Here is an 18,479-nt window from a genome sequence, read left to right as displayed (position 1 = left end):
GCCTCTATCCTGGAAGCCATTCTGTCAAAAGTCATTACGTATCTGTGCGAAAAGAAAACGAAAACTCTCATGGCCCGGCCAGGGCGGCCGGGCTGGCTGGGGTTCAGCGGCTGTGGAGGTTGAAGTGGTCGCGCAGCGCCTGCTCTACCTCGGGCGGGCAGGGCAGCAGCGGCTCGCGCAGGTCTGGCTCCATCTCGCCATGCAGCGCCAGCGCGCACTTGATGGCGGTAGGGTTGGCGACGGAGAACAGCAAGCGGATCATCGGCAGCAGGCCGTAGAAGGTGGCGCGCGCCGCAGGCAGATCGCCCGCCTGTACCTGCTTCACCAGCGTTGCCAGCGCCTCCGGGCAGAGGTGGCCAGAGGCGGTGATCGCCCCGGTGCCGCCCAGCGCCAGCACCGTCAGGATCTGGGTATCCTCGCCGGTCAGCACGTCCAGCTTGCCAGCGTTGATCAGATCCAGCGTCAGCTCCGGGTTGCCGCCGCAATCCTTGATCGCCACGATGCGCGGGTGGTCACTCAGCTGTTGCAGCGTCTCCCAGGAGAGCGCGATGCCGGTACGGTAGGGCACGTTGTAGAGGATCAAGGGCACCGTCGAACGGTCAGCCAGTTGGGTGAAGTAGTGCACCAGCGACGCTTGGGTCGGACGGATGTAGGCGGGCGCGGAGACCAGTAGGCCCGCCAGCGGGCGCTGCATGATGGCATCCTGCATCGCCAAAATGGAGGGCATATGGTTGCCGGCCAGCCCCATCACCACCTTGGCGGCTGGTACCACTTCCAGCACCGCGTCCAGCGCCTGCAACTGCTCCTCCTGGCTCAGCGCTGGTGCCTCGCCGGTGGTGCCGCATACTACCAGCCCGTCCGCGCCACGCGCCAGCAGGGAGACCGCCAGGCGCTGCAAGGCGGGCAGGTCAAGCTTGCCCTGGCTGAAAGGGGTGACCAACGGAATCCAAATACCTGAAAATACTGACATAATTCTCTCCTGTCTTAGAGGGTAACGCGCATTGGGTTTGCCGTCAGGAGGAGAGGTCAGGGGGAGTCACACTGCTGTGGGCCGCTGTCCTGTCATCTCATCTGACGGGACAGCGCCCGGTCAAATGAGCGGCTGTTTCTTGAGCTTCATATGACGCACCGCGCCACTGGCTGCCGGAAAGGCATCACATTGGGCAAGGCAGGAAACGGGTTGCATCATCGTCTAATCCATTGAATGAGGGCACATGGGGCGCACCGTGGCGCCTGAGGAGATAATGCGTTTGGCGCCGGTTTATGTCAATTCAATGGGTTAATGCTGGTTGTGGGATTATTTACGCTGCTTATATATGGCCGTTTCACCCGCCAAAAGGGTGAAACGGCGGCCGGTCAGGCACTGAGCAGGGCGGTGAGGGTCTCCACCGGCACCGGGCGGGAGAAGAGGTAACCCTGCATGTGTGAGCAGCCGGCGGTCAGCAGGAAGGTCTTCTGCTGGGCGTTCTCCACCCCTTCGGCAATCACGTTCAGCTTCATTTTATGGCCGAGCTGGGAGACCGCGGTGACGATCGCCGCCGTGTCCGTCACCTCATTGACGTACTGCACAAAGGAACGGTCAATCTTCACGCTGTCCACCGCAATGTCCTTCAGCAGACTGAGGCTGGAGTAACCGGTGCCGAAGTCATCCAGCGAGATCTTCACGCCCGCGGTGCGCAGCTGCATCAGCTGGTGCAGGCTGTTGGCATCGGCATTCATCACCGCGGTCTCCGTCAGCTCCAGCTCCAGACGCTGGCAGGGGAAGCCCTCCTCACGCAGCAGGCCGAGGGTCTTTTCAGCAAACTGCCCCTCGCGCAACTGCACCGCTGACACATTGATCGCCAGCCGCAAATCGCCAAGCGGCTTGATATGGCGACAGGCTTGCCGCAGCACGCACTCGCCCAGCTGGCTGACCAGCCCGGTCTCCTCCGCGAGGGCGATGAACTGCACCGGCGGCACCGGGCCAAGCTGGTGGTGGTTCCAGCGCGCCAGCGCCTCCACGCCAATGATCTTCTCGTCACTGCTGCGCAAAATCGGTTGGTAGACGCAAGTCAGCTCCCCCTCTTTGGTCAGGGACTCCGCCAGCGCCTTCACCATCACCCGCTTATTCTCCGCACTGGCGTCCAGCGTCTCGGAGTAGAAGCAGAAGATATTCTGCCCCTGGCGTTGCGCTTCACGCAGGGCAGAGTTGCCGCGCCGCAGGATCTCGCCAGCGGTCAGGTTTTCGCTGTTGATGCTGACAATGCCGCAGGAGAGGGTCACCACCGGCTTGGCCTGCGTCAGGGTAAAAGGCTCATGCATCATGGCGATGATTTGCCGGGCAATCGGCAGCACCTCCGGCTCCGTGGACATGCCGCGCAGCAGGATGGCGAACTCATCGCCATTCAGTCGCGCCAGCATCCCCTGCTGGCCCACCAGCGTGCGCAGCCGCTGGCTGAATTCGCACAGGATGGTGTCGCCAGACTGGTAGCCGTAGGTGTTGTTCAGCACCGTGAAGTGGTTCAGGTTGAGCACAATCAGCGCGCAGTTTTGCGGGTGGTAGAGGGTGCGTGCCGCCAGCTGGTTCAGTTCATCATTCAGCGAGGTGCGGTTGGGCAGCCCGGTAAGGGTGTCATGGTAGGCCAGGTAGCGGATCTGGGCCTCTGAACTGCGCAGCAGCGAGATGTCGCTGATGATGGAGAGCACGTAGGCACGCTGGTCAATCAGGATGCGCGACTTACGGATCATCACCGTGCGGCTTTTGTTTTTGCCATCGGTGATCACCTCTTCGCTCATCTGCTTCTCCCCGCTCTGCAACACCTCCAGCGCCCGGTTATGGTGGCGTTGCGCCTGCTCCTCATCGAGAAAAAAAGCAAAACCCTGCCCAACCAGCTCATCATGCGAATAGCCAAATAAATCACAGGCTTTCTGGTTGATAAACACCAGTTTCAGTGTGTCATCTTTAATGAGTGTGGCTTCCGGGAGTGCGTTAAGCACGGCTTGACATATGGCGATGTCATTGAACATTTTCAAACGTCCTGAGCAGAGGGAAGCAGCAAGATTAGCACTGAAAAATTGCGGCGTCTCCACTGCACATGACTATAAGTGGATTATTTTACTCATTTTTTTCATTTATTTAGACAATCATAATGCCATTCTGATTATTTAAGAATCATCGGCTGTTTATCATGTGCTAAGTAAACTGGGCCGCATTTTATGCGGCGATAAATCCATCACCCTTAAGGCAAATCGATGAATTAGACCCATTTTTGCCCCTAATTCACCTCAATGCGGTTTTTTCCACCAGCCTTGGCGCGGTAGAGCGCGTGGTCTGCCTCGACCAGTAAACTGGAGATATTGAAGCCACTTTGGGTACTGGAGGCGATGCCACCGCTCACCGTCAATGGGTGCGCCAGCCGCTGTTGGGCAGCCACCTGGCAGCGGATGCGCTCCGCTAACGACTGGGCATCCTGGGTGGGCAGCGGCAGCAGGCAGCCAAACTCCTCGCCGCCAATACGGGCGAAGATATGGTGCGGTTGCAGGCAGCGCGCGGCGATGTCACAGAACGCCACCAGCGCCCGGTCGCCGCCGTGGTGGCCGTGGCTGTCATTGATGCCCTTGAAGTTATCGAGATCGAACAGGATCAGCGTCACCGGTGCCTGCTCACGCTCGCACCGCGCCAGCAGCTGTTCACCGCGCTCAATCAGCGCGCGCCGGTTGGCGATGCCGGTCAGCGGATCGCTGAGAGAGGCATGTTTGTACATCAGCTGGGCGCGTTCATTGACCATCGCCAGCGTGGTGAAGGCCATGCCGGTGGCATAAAGGATGGTTTCGAAGATCAGCAGGGCGAAGAAACTGGCGCCGGGAACGGTGGTCAGCTCGGCAAACGGCTGGCCCCGGTCAAACAGCAGGCGGATAAAGTAGACGGCGCTGTGCAGCAGCATCAGCAGCAGCGCTGGCCAGTAGGTCACCAGCAGCGCCCGCCGGCCCCGCCACACCTCACGCGCCGCCAGCAGGGTATAGATCATGGTCAGCAGGCCACTGACAATGATGCGCAGCGTCAGGGTCTGCATAAACAGCGGACAGAGGCAGAGCAGCAGCCAGACGATCGGGCCAGCCAGCACCCCCTGCCAGTGGGGCGGGCGCCCGGTGAAGACCCGCATTGCCGTCCATTGCAGGCCATAGGCCAGCAGCAGCGTCATGTTGCCAAACAGGATTGGCACGATGTCCATATGGAGACCGCGCAGGCTGCCCATCAGGGTACCAAAAACGGCGCTCAGCATGGTGGCGGCGAGGTAGCCGAGGGTCGGGTCACGGCGGCCCCCCAGCCAGGCAAAGAACATCAAAATTGCCAAAAAGGCCAGAACAACGAGTTCCAGCACGAATAACGTGTAGACGTTGAGATGCATAGTCATGTTTTTATCAGGTTGGCGGTGGCGCGCTGCCTTAGGGCTTCGGGCCGTACTTCTCATCCCACTCACGGCGGTAGCGGCGCGCTTTGGCCCGGTCACGCAGGTAGAGATAGGCGCTGACCACGCAGACCGCGCCCGAGAACACAATGTTGCGCATGTCCTGGTCATACAGGCTGACCAGCAGGCAATCCAGCGCTGCCACAATGGCAAACCACTTATAGAGGTGGGACTGGCGACGGGTCAGGGCATTCAACCGCTTGAGTTGGCGCGACTCATCCAGGAATTTTCGTTTTTCCATCGTGGCATCTCAGCGGGCTGGGCGACTAAAAGGGGCGGAATCATGCGGCATTGGCGGCCTAAATGTAGCAAAGAGTGCAGGCATTACGCGAGGGAATAATCTCCATGAATATATTGCGCCAATTTCTGGCGCAGATTGTGGGGGCATAGGGGAAATTCCTTTTTCTTTACCACGCCTTAGCGTCAACTTCCCATGCTTTATGCGGTCAAGGCCACTGCTGGCAGGCGTAACGGGCGAAAGCCGGCCGCTCGCGCAGTCGATCGTAGTAGTGTTCGAGGGCCGGCCAGTGGGGCCGCTGGAGCGGCGTCATCATCCAGCGGTGCAGCGACAGCCCCAGCACGATGTCCGCCAGCGTGAAGTGCGCGCCCGTCACGTAGGCCCCGGTATGCGCCAGCTGCTGCGCCAAAATGCCGATGGCGTGGTTCCACTGCCGCTCGCCTTCAGCCAGCTGCGCGGCATTGGGGTTGGGCGGGGTGTTGCGCATCCGGGCGTTAAACACGTAGCGCCAGGCGCTGTTCAGATCGCCCAGTTGCCAGTCCATCCAGCGGTCAATGTCCGCCCGGCGGCGCGCATCGGCGGGGTAGAGTGGGCTGTCCGGCTGGCTGTTGGCCAGATAGCGGCAGATGGCGTTCGACTCCCACAGGATAAAATCCCCCTCCTGCAATACCGGCACCATCCCATTCGGGTTGAGCGCCAGAAACTCCGGCTGCTGGGGATCGCGATGCCCCGCGCCCCAGGACTCCTGCTGATAGGGCAGTTGCAGCTCGTCACAGGCCCACAGCACCTTGCGCACATTGATTGATGAACTCCGGCCCAATATTTTTCGCATCTCGTCTCTCCGTTATCTTGCCGCCCCTGTTAACCATAAATCATTTCCCCTGGCTTGTGGGGTAAATGTTGCGCAGCCGGTGCCGATAATAGGGCTGACGCCAGCAGGCAGGCGGCGCAGGGTGCGACGCCGCCTGTAGATGACATGGAGAGCTTTATGAGCCAGCGCAAAATTACTGATTCCGCACACGTTTATCAGGATTTCGATACCCGCTTCTATGAGTGGGAGGATGGGATGGCGTCAGCCGGCCTGAAACTGGAGCTGGCGAAGCAGGATTTTGCTGGTTTTGACTGGAATGTCACCGGCTATAACTTTGGCCGGCTGATTGGCGGGGTGCTGAATGTCAGCGAGCATGACATCCACCGCCAGCGCGGCAACCTGTTCTCAATGCCCGATCACATCCTGATCTTTATCGTGGTGATGGGGGCGATGGATTGCCGCTGCTTTGGCCGACGGACGCTGCTCCAGCAGGGGGACATTTTGATTCAGGACTCCTCGCAGCCGATCCTGATCCACGTCCACCCCGGCAAGCAGCCGCCGCACCTCTGTACCTACCAGTACATTATCCTGCCCAAGCATCTGGTCTCACTGAACCTGGATATCGCTGCCCTGCATGGGCATGTGCTGCCAGCCGCCGCGCCGATGAACTTCCTGTTGCGCCAGCACTTCAATAGCATGTTACAGGTGTTTGATAACCTGACCGAGGCGGAGATTCTGGCGACCGGCGAGGGGGCCAGCGCCATGTTCCTGCACACCCTGGCGCTGGTGGGCGGCCAGCCGCTGGAGGCACCGTTCGCCTTCAGTTCGCGGCTGGAGCGCATCTGCCTCTTCATTGAGCAGAATCTGGCGCAGCCGCTCTCCGTGGAGGGGCTGTGCAAGGAGTTCGCCCTCTCGCGCGCCGCGCTCTACCGGCTGTTTGAACCGATGGGCGGCGTGGCGCAGTTTGTGCGTAACCGCCGCGCCACGCTGGCCAGACGGCTGATGCGCACCACCTCGCTTGCCGACCAGAGTCTGGCGACCATTGCCCGCCGCTGTGGCCTCTCACCAACGGCGCTGCGCCGTATCCTGTCGCAGGAGTATGGATTGTCGCCGCGCGATCTGCGTCAGGCGTTGCAGGGGCAGGCCGCCGGGCGCGAGGCACCAGCCACCCACCTCAACTGGATCAGCAATCTGTAACCGCCGCTCACGCCCCTCATTTTTCCTCATTTAGCCGTGGGCAAGGTGATCGTGCTCAAGGTGGCGCACTACGCTTACCCCCATGCTGCCGTGGAAGGGGGATGCGAGACGATGTGGAGGCGTGTATTACCGTTGATGATGCTGTGGCTGGCCGGGTGCGCCAGTACGCAGACGCAGCAGGCGGCGGAGAGTTTTGCCGTAACCAGCAACCGGGCCGGGCAGGTCAGCGGTCAGGCGTTGCTGGAGCTGCATCGGGGCATTGGGGCGCTCAACCGCCGCCAACAGCAGCTGGTGCTGGAGAGCCAGCCGGGCATTCCGGCGCGGCAGCCGCTGCCGCTGGAGCATACCGTGCAACGCATGGCCGCGGCCAATGCGCTGGCGCAGTACGGCGAGGCGCTGACTGCGTTGGCGCGGCAGGATCGTAGCCCAGAGGCCGCCGCTGCCTTCAGTGGCTTGATTGACAGCACGCTGGCGGCGACCGGGCTGGCCCTGCCGGTGGCCCCCCTGCGGGCGCTGGGCGACGAGCTGGCGGAGCGCCACTTCCTGCAACGCAAACTCACGCAGGTAAAAACCCTGATGCGGCTCTACCAGCCCGCCGTTGATCAGCTGACCGAACTACTGGTGGAGGATTTCTCCCCGGAGGGCAGTGGCTATATGGCGCTGTTCCTGACCAGCGCGGCTGAGCTGCGTCTCCATGCGCGGCAACGGCTCACTGATTCGCAGGTCACGGCCAGCCAGCGGCGCGATGCGCTGGCGGCGCTGGAGATGGCGGAGCAGGCGCGCGAACAGGGCGAGACACTGGGGCACCAGCTGGTGGAGATGCTGACGGAGTTGCGGAGCGCCCAGCATGCCACCCTGTTGCAGTTGGAGGAGGGCGGCGAGACGCGCCCGGCGCTGGCGCACTTCCGGCAGGGCGTCGGCCAGACGGAGCGGATGATGCTGTTGCTGAACAGGCCAGAGCAGGAGGGGAGCAATGAGTAATCAGGTATTACAGCAATTGAATGCCGTGCTGGCGGAGTTGGAGCGCATCAGTGCCGACGGCGGCAGTGCGGGCAAGCGGGCCGATGGGTTATTGGCGCAACTCTACCCGCTGAAAAAGGGGTTGTTGCTGGAGGTGATTGGCACGCAGACCGCCCACTACGCGGTGCTGGCTGAGGCGTTGCAGCAGGGCGCGGAGCAGGCACAACAGGCCCGGCAGCAGTTGCTCAAGCCAGCGGCGGTGATCGTTGGCATTGAGAATTGCATGGCGAAGGCGCTGAAGTTGCTGGCGTCGCGCTAAAAAAAACGCCCCATCCGGGGCGTTTTTTATGGGGTCAGCTTCGCTTACTGCGCGTGGGCCTTGGCCGGTGCGCTCTCGGCCGCAGTCTCTTGCGTCATGCGGAACAGCTTCGGTGCGGTCAGGATCATCAGCAGCGCAATCACGCCGGTCACGATACCGATTTGCAGGAACACATGGCTGTAGATCGCCAGTGAGGCGTTGGCATCCGGGATATCCTGCGGCACGGCGGTCAGGTTCGCTACCTTGCCAGCAATGATGGCAGCCGCCGCGGTGGTCAGGAACCAGGAACCCATGATGAAGCCCATCAGGCGCTGCGGCACCAGCTGGGCCACCATCGCCAGACCAAGGCCGGAGATCATCAGTTCACCAATGCTTTGCAGCCCATAGCTCAGCACCAGCCAGCCCACGGAGACGATGCCAGCGTCATTCGCCAGACTCGCGCCCCACGGCAGCACCAGGAAGGCGGCGGAGCAGAGCACCATGCCGATGGCAAATTTGTGCGGCATGGGCAGGCGGTCACCGAATTTGGCGTAGGCCGCAGCCAACAGCGGGCTGGCCAGCATGATCCAGAACGGGTTGAGTGCCTGGAACTGCTCCGGCTCCACGTTGAGGCCGAAGATGGTGTGCTCAACGTTATGGATGGCGAAGAAGTTCAGCGAGGTCGGCATCTGGCTATAGAGCACGAAGAACACTACCGCTTCCAGCATCAGCAGGAAGGCGACAATCATCTTGCGGCGGGCAATGCCATGCAGCGCGAAGGTCTCTTTGGCAAAGACAATGATGATGCCCACAGAGACCACGGCCAGCGCCAGACGGGCGATGTCCTGATGGTGCAGCAGCCAGCTGGAGATGGCGGCCAGCACGGCCACACCCACCACGGTCATCAGCAGTTTGCCCATCTGGAGCGGCTCGAAGTCTGGCTTGGAGCCATGCGCCTTCACCCAGCGGTTGCAGCACAGGAAGTTAACCAGAGTGATCAGCATCCCGACCACGCTCAGTGAGAAGGCCACGCTCCAGCCATAGTGGGCGGCCAGCCACGGGGTTGCCAGCATCGAGAAGAAGGAGCCAATGTTGATCGCCATGTAGTACATGGTGAATGCGCCATCGAGACGCGGGTCATCCTTCTCATAGCAGGTTGAGAGCAGGGACGATGGGTTGGCCTTGAACAGGCCACTACCAACGGCGATGGTCGCCATACCAAGGTAGACCCAGAAGATGTCATGGCCGGAGTAGGCCACGCAGGCATAGCCCACTGCCAGCACCAGCGCCCCGAGCACGATCACGCGCTTGGTGCCCAGCACCTTGTCGCCCAGCCAGCCGCCAATGGCGACGAAACCATAGACCAGTGCACTGAAGGAGGAGAAGAGCGTAATGGATTCTGCTTCGCTCAGGCCCAGCATTTTGACCAGATAGACGGCCATGATGCCTTGCAGGCCATAAAAGCCGAAACGTTCCCAGAGTTCGATGGAGAAGATCAGATAAAACGCTTTGGGTTGCTTAAACGCGTTAAGGCTGACCTCTTGTGATGATTGTTTGTTTGATGTGGACACTAAAACCTCTTTTTTCACGACCTGTTTTAAGTTGCACAGGGGAGGGGCGTAAGTGATGCCGTGGCATCCTTCGCGTTGTTATAAGATAAATAGCGGCTGGTAATGTTCCCTATCTTTGTCAATCAGGCAAGGGATTAGAAATAATCTGTTACAAACATCCCTGCCGACAGATTGCGCAGCCCTTGCAAATACAATGCAGCATGAAAGATTGCCGCTTGGGGATTTACCAAATTAATATTTTGATTAATGAGCAATCAAAATTTACGAAGTGATATATTCTGCTTTTCTTAAGTCATACAGTTTATCTGATTGCTCATAAACTACATTACTGCCGATGATAGGGTGTGACCACGCTTTGCCATCATATCGCCCTGTTTAACAATAAATGGCATTTTTCTGATATCCGTTAGGAATATAAAAATGTGACTTGGTTCGCGTTTTTTGCCTAAATTTCAGGTTGAAAAAAATGTTTTTACCGGGAAGGCCAATAAAAGGCAGGAGACGGTAGGGTTTTATCTGTTTTAAATCACAATTCCGACACAAACATAACATGCTGATCACGAAATGAGCAGTGCAAGCAAACGGTTGCGTATTGTAATGAGGTTTGTCACGCCGAGGAGGTAGGTAAAGGAAGAGGTGTTGGGGAGAGGGGACGTACAGGCATAAAAAAACCGGCCAGATGGCCGGTTTGGTCAGGCGCGCCGTGGCGCGTCAGGGGGAGGTTAGTTCAGTTCCAGCTCGTTCATCGCAGCGATGTTGAAGCCGCCGTCAACGTGCAGGATTTCACCGGAGATGCCCGCTGCCAGGTTGGAGCACAGGAACGCGGCGGAGTTGCCCACGTCCTCGGTGGTCACGGTACGGCGGATCGGGGTGACTGCTTCGCAGTGGGAGAGCATCTTACGGAAGTTCTTGATGCCGGAAGCGGCGAGGGTGCGGATCGGGCCAGCGGAGATGCCGTTGACGCGCACGCCTTCCGGGCCCATGGCGTTCGCCATGTAGCGCACGTTGGCTTCCAGGGAGGCTTTCGCCAGACCCATTACGTTGTAGTTCGGGATCGCGCGCTCTGCACCCAGGTAGGAGAGGGTCAGCAGGGCGGAGTCCGGGTTCAACATGCTGCGGCAGGCTTTCGCCATCGCCACGAAGCTGTAGGAGCTGATGTCGTGCGCGATGCCAAAGCCCTGACGGGTTACAGCGTTCACGTAGTCACCGTCCAGCTGGTCGGCCGGCGCGAAGCCGATGGAGTGAACGAAACCGTCGAATTTCGGCCAGGATTTAGCCAGTTCAGCAAACATTGCATCGATGCTTTCATCTTCTGCCACGTCACACGGCAGCACCAGGTTAGAACCCAGCTCGGTCGCGAACTCTTCAACGCGGGATTTCAGCTTGTCATTCTGGTAAGTGAAAGCCAGTTCCGCGCCTTCGCGGTGCATAGCCTGAGCGATACCGTAAGCAATGGAAAGTTTGCTGGCAACGCCAGTAATCAGAATGCGTTTGCCGGTAAGAAAACCCATAGCAATAATCCTTGTGGTCATTGTTGCGTGCGGAGGGCGCGCCGGCATCTGGCCTGGCCGCGCGTCCGCGTGAATAAACCGGGCGATTCTAGCATGCCCGGAGGAAATTGGGAGACGATTCGCGATCTGCTCCGATCAGTGGTCAAAACCGGCCATCGCGCCGCCAGGCGTCGGCGGTCAGCGCCTCCCCAAAGTGGCTGTGGATCAGGCGGCGGGTGAGGTCGTGCAGCGGTGCCGCCAACACCTCGGCGGTACAGCCGCGCTCCACCACCTCGCCGTTGTGCATCACCAGCACCTGATCGCTGATATGTTTCATCATTCCCAAGTGCTGGGTCACGTAAATGTAGGATAGGCCGTGTTTTTCCTGCAATTCCAGCATCAGGTTGATGATCTGTGAGCGCATGGACATATCCAGTGAGGCCAGCGCCTCATCGGCGATGATCACCTTGGGTTGCAGGATCAGCGCGCGCGCCAGCGCCACGCGCTGCGTCTGGCCAGCGGCCAGCATGTGCGGATAGTAGCTGGCGTGGTCAGGCAGCAGTCCCACCTGGCGCAGGGTCTGGTAGATACGCTGCTCGCGCGACGGCGCGTCCAGATCGGTGTTGATGCGCAGCGGCGCGTCCAGCAGTTGGCCGATGGGCTGGCGCGGATTGAGCGAGGTGCTCGGGTCTTGCAAAATCATGCGGATGCGCTGGCTGCGGTAGCCGTAATCACCAAATTCCAGCGGATGGTTGTCGATCAGCATCTCGCCGCCGCTTGGCTCCACCATGCCAGAGAGCATCTTCGCCAGCGTCGATTTGCCGGAGCCGTTCTCGCCGATGATCGCCAGCGTCTGGCGCTCGCGCAGGGTAAAGCTCACGGGCTTCACCGCTTCCACCATCATGCGCCGGAACATGCCGGTGCGATAGCGGAAGGTTTTGCTGAGGTTGCGCACCTCAAACAGCGTCTCCATCACGACTTCTCCATGTTAAGCGGGAAGTGGCAGGCGAAGGCGTGGCTTTTCACTGGCTTCAGCGGCGGCGTCTCAATGCACTTCTTCTGCGCATAGGGGCAGCGCGGCCCCAACCGGCAGCCAATCGGCAGGTGCTCCAGCGAGGGGATGGCCCCCGGCAGGGTGTTGAGCCGGCTCTTGTGCGGCAGGGAGCGGCCAAAATCGGGCATCGCCCGGATCAGCGCCTGCGTATAGGGGTGGTGCGGCGTGGAGAGCAGATCCTCACAGGTGGCGCTCTCCACCGTCTGGCCGCAGTAGAGCACATTGATGCGGTTGGCCCACTTGCTCATCATCTGCAAATCGTGGCTGATCAGCAGAATGGTGGTGTTGTTGTTCTGGTTCAGGCGCGCCAGCAGGCGGAAGATCTGCGCCTGAGTGGTCGGCTCCATCGCGTTGGTTGGCTCATCGGCAATCAGCAGCCGTGGCTGGTTGGCCAGCGCGATGGCGATCATCACCTTCTGGCACTCCCCCTCGGTCAACTCGTAAGGGTAACTGCCCATGATGTCCTTGTGATCCTTGATGCCCACCCGGTGCAGCAGCTCAATCGCCCGGCGCTTGCGCCAGTGCCAGCGTTGCCACCATTTGCCTTTGAAAGTCCAGCCGGGGATCGCCTGCATCAGCTGGCGGCCAATGTTCTCCGAGGGATCGAGGCAGGATTGCGGCTCCTGGAAGATCATCGACACATGGTGGCCCACCACCTTGCGCCGCTCGCGCGGCGTCAGTTGCAGCAGATCGATGTCATTGAAACGGAAGCGGTCGGCGGTGACACGCCAGTTGTCCTTGGTCACGCCGCAGATTGCTTTGGCGATCAGGCTCTTGCCCGAGCCGGACTCACCCACCAGCCCGCGCACTTCCCCCTCCATCAGCGAGATGCTGACGCGATCGACCGCCTTGACCGGGCCGTCCGGCGTCATGAACTCAATGGTGAGGTTACGGATATCCAGCAGGGGCATCAGCGCACCCCCATCGGGATCAGATTACGCATCTGTCTACCTGTCATGATTCGATCCCCGCATTGATTGCCCGGCGCATACCGTCGCCCATCAGGTTGATGAACAGGACGCTGACCATAATGGCAGCGCCCGGCAGCATCACTGTCCAGGGGGCAACGTAGACCAGTTCCAGCGAGTCTCCCAGCATCGCCCCCCACTCCGGGGAGGGAAGCTGGGCACCGAGATCGAGAAAACCGAGGGCGGCGATGTCCAGGATCGCCATCGAGAGGGCGCGGGTGAACTCACTCACCAGCACCGCAGCAATATTAGGAAGTATGGCATACCAGAGCAGATAACGAATAGAAGCACCGTCCAGCCGCGCCGCCACCACATACTCTTTTTCCAGCTCGTCGTGTACCGCGCTGTAGACAGTGCGCACCATGCGCGGCACCAGCGCCAGCCACACCGCCAGCATCGCGTGCTCCAGCTTCGGCCCAATGAAGGCCACCACCACAATCGCCAGCAGCAGGGTCGGGATGGAGAGCAGCGTATCCAGCACATGGTTCATCACCGCCGACCGCAGCCCGTGGGTGATGCCAGCCAGCACCCCGAGCAGGATGCCAAACAGCGCCGCGCCAAAGGTGACCACGATGGCCGAGCCGAGCGTCGGCGCTGCGCCGGAAAGCAGGCGGCTCAGGATGTCGCGCCCCAGATCATCGGTGCCGAGGAAGAAGGAGACGTTGCCATAGCGCGACCAGGAGGGCGGCAGCAGTTGGTAGCCGAGGAACTGCTGGTCAAGCGTATAGGGCGCGAAGTAGTGGCCGAACAGGCAGAGCACCAGCAGCAGCAGCACGCCGTAGAAGCCGATCATCGCCAGGCTGTCGCGGTAGAAGTGCAGCCAGAGCGCCCGCATCGGGCCAATGGTGCGCTTTTCGCGGTAGACGTTATCGAAGGGCATACCACTCCTTATGTTTCAATGGGTTGGTCAGCGCGCCCAGGATGTCGGAGAGCACGTTCACCACAATCACCAGCCCGCCGACCAGCATCACCCCGGCCGAGATGGCGGCATAGTCCTGCTGGCGGATGGCGTTGACCAGCCAGCGCCCCAGCCCCGGCCAGCTGAACACCACCTCGGTGATCATCGCCAGCGTCAGCATGGTGGAGAACTGTAGCCCCAGCTTGGGGATGATCGGCGGCAGCGCGTTGTGCAGCACATGGCGGCGGATCACGGTAAAGCGCGACAGGCCACGGGTGGCGGCGGCCTTGATGTAGTTTTTGCTGAACACCTCATCGGTGCTGATGCGCATCAGCCGCACCACCTCGGTGGTGGGGGCGACCGCCAGCGCCGCCACCGGCAGCACCAGGTGGCGCAGGGCGCTCACCAGCATGTCATGGCGGTAGGGCGAGTCAGAGAGCCAGGCATCCACCAGCGTAATGCCGGTGACTGGCTTCAGCTGGTAGAGCAGATCCAGCCGGCCAGAGACCGGCAACCAGCCGAGGTGCAGCGAGAAGAAGAGCATCAGCAGCAGCGCCAGCCAGAACACCGGCATGGAGAAACCAATCAGCGCCAGCGTGCTGATCAGGGTGTCGGGCCACTTGTGGCGCGTCACCCCGGCGGTGATGCCGAGCGGGATGCCGATCAGCAGCGCCAGCCCGAAGGCCAGTAGGCACAGCTCCAGGGTCGCCGGGAACACCTCATGCAGCTGCTCGCGGATCGGCTGGCCATTAATGCTGGAGACGCCAAACTCCCACTGCAACAGGCTGTGGAAGTAGAAAGCGTAGGCATCGGTCAGCGCCGCGCCGCTCAACGGGGCGTGGGGCGTAAAGTAGCTGAGGCTGAAGCCCACCAGCGACAGCAGGAACAGCGTGATCACCAGCAGCAACAGGCGGCGCAGGGTAAAGATAATCATGGTTGCGATCCCTCCGGGGCCTCGCGGTACACCCCAGCGAACGAGGCGTTGCCAAACGGGCTGAGCACCAGCCCCTTGATGTCATAACGGTAGGCCTGCAAGCGCAGCGAAGAGGCGAGCGGCAGCACCGGCAGCTGCTCCGCCAGAATGCGCTGCGCCTGCTGGTACTCATCGATGCGCTGGGCCAGCTGTTGGGAGCGCAAGGCGCGTTGCAACAGGGCATCAAACTCGCTGTTGCACCAGTGCGCGTAGTTGGTCTGCGAGGCGATGGCCGCACAGCTCAGCAGCGGCCGGAAGAAGCTGTCCGGGTCGTTGCTGTCCGTGGCCCAGCCCGCCAGCGTCAGGTCGTGGTTCATCTCCATCAGCCGCGCCTCCTGATAGCGCCCCTCCACCGGGCGAATCACCACCTGAATGCCCACCTGAGCCAGATCAGCCTGGATCAGCTCCGCGGTCTTCAGCGGACTGGGGTTATAGGATTGTGAGGCGGTCGGCACCCAGAGGTGCAGTTGCAAATTGGTGATGCCCTGACTTTGCAGCAGCTGGCGCGCGCGCGCCGGGTCATAGGCCGTCACGCGCGAGGCGTTGTCATAGGCCCAGGAGGCGCGTGGCAGGATCGAGGCGGCGGTTTCGGCGGTGCCGTAGTAGATGGACTGCATCAGGCGCTGATTATTGATCGCCAGCGCAATCGCTTCCCGCACCTTCGGGTTGTCGAGGGGCGGCTTGCCAGTATTGAACGCCAGATAAGCGACGTTCATGCCGGGGCGCAGCGTCATCCGCAGGCGCGGGTCGTCACGCAGGATGGTGAGCTGGCTGGCGGCCGGATAGGCCAGCACGTCGCACTCGCCGGTCAGCAATTTGGACAAGCGGCCCGTGCCACCGGCACCCAGATCAATGATCACCTGCGGCATCCGCGGCACGCCCTTCCAGTAGGCGCCGTTGCGCGCCAGACGGATATACTGCCCGGCGCGGTACTCATTAAGCATGAACGGCCCGGTGCCCACTGGTTCGCGATCCAGCTCCTCCTGACGGCCAATCCGGGTCAGGTTATCGGCATACTCGGCCGACAGCACCGGCGCGTAGTGGGTCGCCAGATGCCAGAGGAAAGAGGCGTCTGGCTGGTTGAGCTGGAACTCCACCGTATTGTCATCCAGCTTGCGGATGCGCTTGACGCTCTCCGCGAAGCGCAGGCTGTCAAAGTAGGGGTAGCTGCCGCCGTTGATCTCATGGTAGGGGTGGTGCGCGTCAATGATCCGCCGGAAGCTGAATACCACATCATCGGCATTCAGCTTGCGGGTCGGCGTGAACCAGCCAGTGGTCTGGAACGGCACATCGCGGCGCAGGTGGAAACGGTAGGTCGCGCCGTTGTCGAGCACTTCCCAGCGTTGCGCCAGCTCCGGGATCAGCCGGTAGGTGTAGGGGTCAACATCCAGCAGGCGATCGTAGATCTGCGCCGCCAAAGTGTCGATCGTCAGCCCGCTGCTGGCCATCTGCGGGTTGAAGGTGTTGAGGACGCCGCTGACACAGTAGACGAACCCGCTCTGGCGGATGTCCGGGGGTGTGGCGGGCACCGGCCGGGGCGCGGCACAGACGCTGCTGGCCAGACCGGCCAGCGCCAGCATCCAATAGGTTAAAACTCGCATAAGCGCTTCATTGTTAAGTAAGCAATAAGATGATTGTACCGTACTCTGGCGATCACCCCAATCTGTTGCGCCGGTAGCGGGCCTTGGGTCAGAGATTTTTTGTCGTTTCTGGCCCTTCGCCCGGCAAAAGAGCATGTTTTTTCAGCATCCCGCGCAGCTGGTGGTAGGTGAGGCCGAGCAGGGTGGCGGCACGGCGCTGGTTATAGTGCGCCTGAGCCAGCGCCTGCCGCAGCAGGTCATGCTCCTGCTGGTGCTGCCAGCCGCGCAGATCCAGCGGCAGCGGCGGCAGTGCGCCAGTCTGGGCGGTGGACGGCTCTGGCGCGGCTCCCTGTGGCTGGAAGGGGTTGAGGATGATCTCATCCAGCGCGTGGTCGCTGGTGCCGTGGCGATACATCGAGCGCTCCACTACGTTTTTCAGTTCACGCACGTTGCCCGGCCAGCCATAGCCCAGCAGGGTGGCACGGGCGCGCTCGCTGAAGCCGGGAAACAGCGGCAGGTGCAGCTCGCGGCACATGGAGATGGCGAAGTGCTCCGCCAGCAGCATGATGTCCTGCTGGCGGCGGCGCAGCGGCGGCAGCGGCACCACGTCAAACGCCAGCCGGTCGAGCAGGTCGGCGCGGAACTTGCCGGCCGCCGCCAGCGCTGGCAGGTCAGCGTGGGTGGCACACACCAGCCGCACATCGACCCGCAGCGGCTGGCTGCCGCCGACGCGCTCCAGCTGGCCATACTCAATCACCCGCAACAGCTTCTCCTGCACCAGCATCGGCGCGGTCGCCAGCTCATCCAAAAACAGCGTGCCGCCGTCAGCGCGCTCAAATCGTCCCAGATGGCGGCGCTGCGCGCCAGTGAACGCCCCCGCCTCATGGCCAAACAGTTCGGAGTCCAGCAGGTTCTCGTTCAGCGCCGCGCAGTTGAGCGAGATAAACGGCCCTTGCCAACGGTCAGAGAGGTAGTGCAGCCGGTGGGCAATCAACTCCTTGCCGGTACCGCGCTCGCCAATCACCAGCACGGGTTTGTTCAGCTTTGCCAGACGCGACACCTGCTCCAGCACCTCAATAAACTCATTGGCCTCGCCCAGCAGGTTATCTAAGGATTCGCTCATGGTGAAATTCGCCATTAGTTAGTGAAAATGACATAGCCCTGTTTTAGCTTAGCAGCCCGCTGGATAAAAAGTGCATCTATTTCAGCAGGATAATTTTTCCAAAAAGTTGGCACGCCGCTTGAATTACCCTTGGTGCCGGATGGCAATCCTATGTTTAAGGCGCATCATGCGCCAACGTCAAAGAGGAAGCATTTTATGGGTATCTTTTCGCGTTTCGCCGACATCGTAAATGCCAACATCAACGCCCTGTTGGACAAGGCGGAAGATCCACAGAAGCTGGTGCGCCTGATGATTCAGGAGATGGAAGATACGTTGGTTGAGGTGCGCTCCACCTCCGCCCGCGCGCTGGCCGAGAAAAAACAGCTGCTGCGCCGCATTGAGCAGGGCGAGGCCCAGCAGGCGGAGTGGCAGGAGAAGGCCGAACTGGCCCTGCGCCGTGATAAAGAGGATCTGGCCCGCGCCGCGCTGATCGAGAAGCAGAAGCTCTCCGATCTGGTCACCACCCTGAAAGAAGAGGTGACCGTCGTGGAAGAGACGCTGGATCGCATGAAGGGTGAGATTGGCGAGCTGGAGAAAAAGCTGACCGAAACGCGCGCACGCCAGCAGGCGCTGACCCTGCGCCATCAGGCGGCGGCCTCCTCGCGTGATGTACGCCGCCAGCTCGACAGCGGCAAGCTGGATGAGGCGATGGTGCGCTTTGAACAGTTTGAGCGCCGCATCGACCAGATGGAAGCCGAGGCGGAGAGCCACAGCATTGGCAAGAAGAAGTCACTGAGCCAGGAGTTCGCCGAACTGAAGGCCGACGATGAGATCAGCGCCCAGCTGGCGGCCCTGAAGGCCAAAATGCAACGCCCGGAGTAACCGGCAGCG

Annotated in this window: 17 protein-coding genes; 4 read left to right on the top strand and 13 right to left on the bottom strand. The window is 61.0% G+C overall.

Annotation, left to right across the window (positions count from 1 at the left end; genetic code table 11):
- Positions 1 to 103: 103 nt before the first annotated feature.
- The 5 genes from dapA to C1N62_RS09285 all read right to left on the bottom strand — a co-directional run bounded on the left by dapA (position 104) and on the right by C1N62_RS09285 (position 5,518).
- Positions 104 to 970: a 4-hydroxy-tetrahydrodipicolinate synthase gene (dapA, locus tag C1N62_RS09305; protein WP_137763373.1), complete on the bottom strand. Its 867-nt coding sequence runs from the start codon at positions 968 to 970 to the stop codon at positions 104 to 106.
- Between the two features lie 386 nt (positions 971 to 1,356).
- Positions 1,357 to 2,976, bottom strand: a complete 1,620-nt coding sequence (locus C1N62_RS09300; RefSeq protein ID WP_240775680.1) for an EAL domain-containing protein — start codon at positions 2,974 to 2,976, stop codon at positions 1,357 to 1,359.
- 278 nt (positions 2,977 to 3,254) lie between these two features.
- Positions 3,255 to 4,394 carry a diguanylate cyclase gene (locus tag C1N62_RS09295; RefSeq protein ID WP_206057746.1) on the bottom strand — a complete coding sequence of 380 codons (1,140 nt, stop codon included), beginning with the start codon at positions 4,392 to 4,394 and terminating at the stop codon, positions 3,255 to 3,257.
- A gap of 31 nt (positions 4,395 to 4,425) precedes the next feature.
- Positions 4,426 to 4,689: a hypothetical protein gene (locus C1N62_RS09290; RefSeq protein WP_137763371.1), complete on the bottom strand. Its 264-nt coding sequence runs from the start codon at positions 4,687 to 4,689 to the stop codon at positions 4,426 to 4,428.
- A gap of 205 nt (positions 4,690 to 4,894) precedes the next feature.
- Positions 4,895 to 5,518 carry a glutathione S-transferase family protein gene (locus C1N62_RS09285; RefSeq protein WP_137763370.1) on the bottom strand — a complete coding sequence of 208 codons (624 nt, stop codon included), beginning with the start codon at positions 5,516 to 5,518 and terminating at the stop codon, positions 4,895 to 4,897.
- A 156-nt stretch (positions 5,519 to 5,674) separates the two neighbouring features.
- Here C1N62_RS09285 and C1N62_RS09280 point away from each other — a divergent pair, with 156 nt between their 5' ends.
- The 3 genes from C1N62_RS09280 to C1N62_RS09270 all read left to right on the top strand — a co-directional run bounded on the left by C1N62_RS09280 (position 5,675) and on the right by C1N62_RS09270 (position 7,973).
- Positions 5,675 to 6,694, top strand: coding sequence for an AraC family transcriptional regulator (locus C1N62_RS09280; RefSeq protein WP_137763369.1), 1,020 nt, complete (start codon positions 5,675 to 5,677; stop codon positions 6,692 to 6,694).
- A 135-nt stretch (positions 6,695 to 6,829) separates the two neighbouring features.
- Positions 6,830 to 7,675, top strand: coding sequence for a hypothetical protein (locus C1N62_RS09275; RefSeq protein WP_137763368.1), 846 nt, complete (start codon positions 6,830 to 6,832; stop codon positions 7,673 to 7,675).
- Positions 7,668 to 7,973, top strand: coding sequence for a hypothetical protein (locus C1N62_RS09270; protein ID WP_137763367.1), 306 nt, complete (start codon positions 7,668 to 7,670; stop codon positions 7,971 to 7,973). Before C1N62_RS09275 ends, C1N62_RS09270 begins: the two co-directional genes overlap by 8 nt.
- 44 nt (positions 7,974 to 8,017) lie before the next feature.
- Here the strand turns inward: C1N62_RS09270 and dtpA are convergent, their stop codons facing one another.
- From dtpA to pspF, 8 genes are all read right to left on the bottom strand, one after another.
- Complete coding sequence (gene dtpA, locus C1N62_RS09265; RefSeq protein WP_137763366.1) at positions 8,018 to 9,523, bottom strand: dipeptide/tripeptide permease DtpA; 1,506 nt, start codon at positions 9,521 to 9,523, stop codon at positions 8,018 to 8,020.
- Positions 9,524 to 10,245: 722 nt separating this feature from the next.
- Positions 10,246 to 11,034: an enoyl-ACP reductase FabI gene (gene fabI, locus C1N62_RS09260; protein ID WP_137763365.1), complete on the bottom strand. Its 789-nt coding sequence runs from the start codon at positions 11,032 to 11,034 to the stop codon at positions 10,246 to 10,248.
- Positions 11,035 to 11,176: 142 nt separating this feature from the next.
- Positions 11,177 to 11,989 (bottom strand): putrescine export ABC transporter ATP-binding protein SapF, encoded by an 813-nt coding sequence (gene sapF, locus C1N62_RS09255; protein ID WP_137763364.1) that lies wholly within the window; start codon positions 11,987 to 11,989, stop codon positions 11,177 to 11,179.
- Positions 11,986 to 12,978: a putrescine export ABC transporter ATP-binding protein SapD gene (sapD, locus tag C1N62_RS09250; protein WP_137763363.1), complete on the bottom strand. Its 993-nt coding sequence runs from the start codon at positions 12,976 to 12,978 to the stop codon at positions 11,986 to 11,988. Before sapD ends, sapF begins: the two co-directional genes overlap by 4 nt.
- A 43-nt stretch (positions 12,979 to 13,021) precedes the next feature.
- On the bottom strand, positions 13,022 to 13,915 hold the full coding sequence (gene sapC, locus C1N62_RS09245) for a putrescine export ABC transporter permease SapC (protein ID WP_137763362.1): 894 nt from the start codon (positions 13,913 to 13,915) through the stop codon (positions 13,022 to 13,024).
- Positions 13,902 to 14,867 (bottom strand): putrescine export ABC transporter permease SapB, encoded by a 966-nt coding sequence (sapB, locus tag C1N62_RS09240; protein ID WP_137763361.1) that lies wholly within the window; start codon positions 14,865 to 14,867, stop codon positions 13,902 to 13,904. Before sapB ends, sapC begins: the two co-directional genes overlap by 14 nt.
- Entirely contained in the window at positions 14,864 to 16,507 is a 1,644-nt protein-coding gene (gene sapA / locus C1N62_RS09235; protein ID WP_137763360.1) for an ABC transporter substrate-binding protein SapA, read from the bottom strand. The genes sapB and sapA overlap by 4 nt, the downstream gene beginning before the upstream one ends.
- An 88-nt stretch (positions 16,508 to 16,595) precedes the next feature.
- Positions 16,596 to 17,609 (bottom strand): phage shock protein operon transcriptional activator, encoded by a 1,014-nt coding sequence (pspF, locus tag C1N62_RS09230; protein ID WP_137763359.1) that lies wholly within the window; start codon positions 17,607 to 17,609, stop codon positions 16,596 to 16,598.
- A 195-nt stretch (positions 17,610 to 17,804) separates the two neighbouring features.
- Here pspF and pspA point away from each other — a divergent pair, with 195 nt between their 5' ends.
- The gene (pspA, locus tag C1N62_RS09225; protein ID WP_137763358.1) at positions 17,805 to 18,470 is read left to right on the top strand and encodes a phage shock protein PspA; all 666 of its coding nucleotides are present in this window, start codon (positions 17,805 to 17,807) and stop codon (positions 18,468 to 18,470) included.
- Positions 18,471 to 18,479: the final 9 nt, after the last annotated feature.

Origin of the sequence: Nissabacter sp. SGAir0207 (assembly GCF_005491205.1) — a bacterium.
Taxonomy (GTDB): domain Bacteria; phylum Pseudomonadota; class Gammaproteobacteria; order Enterobacterales; family Enterobacteriaceae; genus Chimaeribacter.
This window is presented reverse-complemented; position numbering and strand designations above follow the sequence as displayed.